Source organism: Aminobacter sp. P4_D5 (assembly GCF_056401815.1).
In genome coordinates, this window is sequence record NZ_JBFUIP010000309.1 from 1 (window position 1) to 3,498 (window position 3,498).

Below are 3,498 nucleotides of genomic sequence, written 5' to 3' on the forward strand. Positions count from 1 at the left end.
GGGCAACGGAACCCCGGATGTCTTGGGCGTACAGCTTCTTGTCGAAGCCGATCGAGGCGTTGATCGCCTCCATGATCGCGGCCGGGCCCGAGGCAAAACGTCCGCCCCACATCTGGTTGCTGGCCTTCTTGTCGCTCATCGTGATACCCGGGCTCCGGAGAAAATTGGTTAGATGTCGGACCGCAAAAAAATGTTTCCAGCCCCACGCCATATCCTGCTTGCCGCCGTTGCGGGCGTGATCGCCGGCGCGGTCGCGGTATATGTCAGCACCACCCTTCCTGGCAACAAGACGCCGTCACCGACAGTGGCAGCCGACACGAGCGCGCAAGCCAGCGCCGACGACAAGCTTTGTGCTGCCAAGGCCGACACCGCCAAGGCGATCGGCGCTGCGGCCACCGGTCATGTGGCGGCGATGCTGCCCGCCGATCCGCCGCAGTCGCTCAAGACGCTTGCCTTCAACGACCCCCAGGGCAAGCCGATGACGGTCGCCGACCATGCCGGCCGCACGCTTCTGGTCAATCTGTGGGCGACATGGTGCGCGCCGTGCCGCGCTGAAATGCCGGCACTCGATGCTCTGGAGCGCGAGATGGGTGGGGAGAATTTCGAGGTCGTGGCCATCAATGTCGACACTGGCGATGATACCAAGCCCAAGAAATTCCTCGAAGAAATCAATGTCTCTTCGCTGGGCTACTACCGCGACAACACGCTTGGGGTGTTCAACGATCTCAAGAAGCGCGGTCTGGCGCTCGGCCTGCCGGTCACGCTGTTGATCGACGGCGAAGGCTGCCTGCTCGCCAACATGAACGGCCCGGCCGAGTGGGCGAGCCCCGACGCCAAGAAGCTGATCGAGGCTGCGCTCGCCAAATAAAGCGAGGCGTGTCCACACACGCTCGTTTTTGCGCGATGCAATTGTAGATTGAACAAGAGACCCAAAGCCTTTCGCCCATTCCAGGCGCGAAAGGCTTTTCGCTGCAGGCCCCAAATGATTTCAGCCTTTTGTTAGCCGGCATTGCTGGCAATTCAGATGAGTCTAATTGTCGGTAAATCGCTTTCGTTTTTTGCAAATGCGAAAATCGATGCTCCGGTTGCAGCGCAAGTGAAAACGAAGCGCGCCAAATGCGACCTTCATACGATCGCTACAAAACTGTTGTAGCGCTGTCATATTCCGACAATACTGCTCCTCGCGGAACTAAACATTTCGCCAACCACAACGGGAGCKAGACATGAAGACCTTAGGCTTCGCGGCCGGAGTTGCCGCCACTATGACGCTGCTATCCAGCACCTCCGCCTTCGCAGTCACCGAGATTTCATGGTGGCACGCCATGACCGGCGCGAACAACGAGGTCGTTGAGAAGCTTTCCAAGGAGTTCAACGAGAGCCAGGCCGATTACAAGATCGTGCCGGTTTTCAAGGGCACCTATCCCGAGACGCTGAATGCCGGCATCGCCGCCTTCCGCGCCAAGCAGCCACCGACGATCATGCAGGTCTTCGATGCGGGCACGGGTACGATGATGGGTGCTGAGGGTGCCATCAAGCCGGTCGCCGAGATCCTGTCGATGGACGGCACGGTCTTTGACAAGAGCCAGTACCTGCCGGGCATCGTCTCTTATTATTCGAAGCCGGACGGCACCATGCTGTCGTTCCCCTACAATTCATCCTCGCCGATCCTCTATTACAACAAGGACATCTTCCAGAAGGCTGGCCTCAACGTCGACAATCCGCCCAAGACCTGGACCGAAGTCTGGGACGCCGCCAAGAAGATCAAGTCGAGCGGTGCCGCGCCCTGCGGCTTCACCTCGACCTGGCTGACCTGGATTCACACCGAGAATTTCGCCGCCTGGAACAATGTCTCCTACGGCACCAATGAAAACGGCATCGGCGGTACCGACGTCGAGCTCAAGATCAACGCTCCGGCCTTCGTCAAGCACTTCCAGGAACTCGCCGATCTCGCCAAGGACGGCACGTTCAAATATGGCGGCCGCACGTCCGAGGCCAAGCAGATCTTCCTCGCCGGCGAATGCGGCATGTTCACCGAATCCTCGGGCGGCCTTGGCGACGTGATCAAGTCGGGCATGAACTATGGCACCGGCCAGCTGCCCTACGAGGCCGACGCTGCGGGTGCTCCGCAAAACACCATCCCGGGCGGTGCTTCGCTGTGGGTCTTCGCCGGCCTGCCGGATGACCAGTACAAGGGCGTAGCCGCCTTCTTCAACTTCCTGTCGCAGACGCCGATCCAGGCGCGCCTGCACCAGGTCTCGGGCTATCTGCCGGTCACGCTCGCAGCTTATGAGGAAACCAAGAAGTCGGGCTTCTACGACAAGAACCCGGCCCGCGAAATCCCGATCAAGCAGATGATGGGCAAGGCGCCGACCGAAAATTCGAAGGGCGTTCGCCTCGTCAACCTGCCGCAGGTCCGCGATATCGAAAACGAAGAGCTCGAAAAGATGCTCGCTGGCCAGCAGACCGCCCAGCAGGCGCTCGACAACACCGTTGCGCGCGGCAACAAGGCGATCCAGGAAGCGATCGGCAACTGACGTCCGTTTGATGTCATCGTAGCGCTGCCCCTCATCCGCCTGCCGGCACCTTCTCCCCGTCATGACGGGGAGAAGGGACAAGCGGCAAGGTGGGCGCCCTCCCTCTCCCCGTCCTTCACGGGGAGAGGGTAAGGGTGAGGGGCGGCGCCAACGCTGGGCCGAAGAATGCGGCGCCACGCAATTTCCGACAAACGCGTAACAAGAGGCCCTCATTGTCCCCACGCGTCGTCTTCCCCAACAAGATCCTGCCTTACCTGCTGGTCGCCCCGCAGCTGGCGATCACGCTGATCTTTTTCTACTGGCCCGCCAGCCAGGCGCTGCGCCAGTCAATGCTGCGCGAGGATCCCTTCGGCCTGTCGTCGAAATTCGTCTGGTTCGCGAATTTCAAGAAGGTGCTGTCGGACCCGTATTACCTTAACTCGATCCAGGTCACGGCGGTGTTTTCGATCGCCACAGCGGCCGTCGCCATGGGTACGGCACTGCTGCTCGCCGTCATGGCCGAAAAGGTGATCCGCGGTCGCGGCATCTATCGCACGCTGATGATCTGGCCTTATGCCGTTGCCCCGGCAATCGCTGGCATGCTGTGGCTGTTTCTGTTCAACCCGTCCATCGGCTCTCTGGCCTACGCCCTGCGCTGGCTGGGTATCAACTGGGACCCGCTGCTCGACGGCGAGCAGGCGATGGCGTTGGTCGTCGCCGCCGCGTCGTGGAAGCAGATCAGCTACAATTTCCTGTTTTTTGTTGCCGGCCTGCAGGCGATCCCCAAGACGCTGATCGAAGCGGCGGCCATCGACGGCGCCAAGCCATTCAAGCGCTTCTGGACAATTGTCTTTCCGCTTCTGGCGCCGACCACATTCTTCCTACTCGTGGTCAACACGGTCTACGCCTTCTTCGACACATTCGGCATCATCCACGCCGTCACCGGCGGCGGGCCGGGCAAGGCGACCGAGACGCTGGTCTACAA

General features: G+C 60.7%; 3 protein-coding genes. All 3 read left to right on the forward strand.

Annotation, left to right across the window (positions count from 1 at the left end):
- Positions 1-172 precede the first annotated feature (172 nt).
- Positions 173-868, forward strand: coding sequence for a thiol:disulfide interchange protein TlpA (tlpA, locus tag AC1DWF_RS31105; protein WP_476788386.1), 696 nt, complete (start codon positions 173-175; stop codon positions 866-868).
- A 355-nt stretch (positions 869-1,223) separates the two neighbouring features.
- A complete protein-coding gene (gene ugpB / locus AC1DWF_RS31110; protein WP_476785386.1) occupies positions 1,224-2,534 on the forward strand; it encodes a sn-glycerol-3-phosphate ABC transporter substrate-binding protein UgpB in 1,311 nt (436 codons plus the stop codon).
- 212 nt (positions 2,535-2,746) lie between these two features.
- The coding region (locus AC1DWF_RS31115) for an ABC transporter permease subunit (RefSeq protein WP_476842485.1) at positions 2,747-3,498 on the forward strand (752 nt) is incomplete at its 3' end.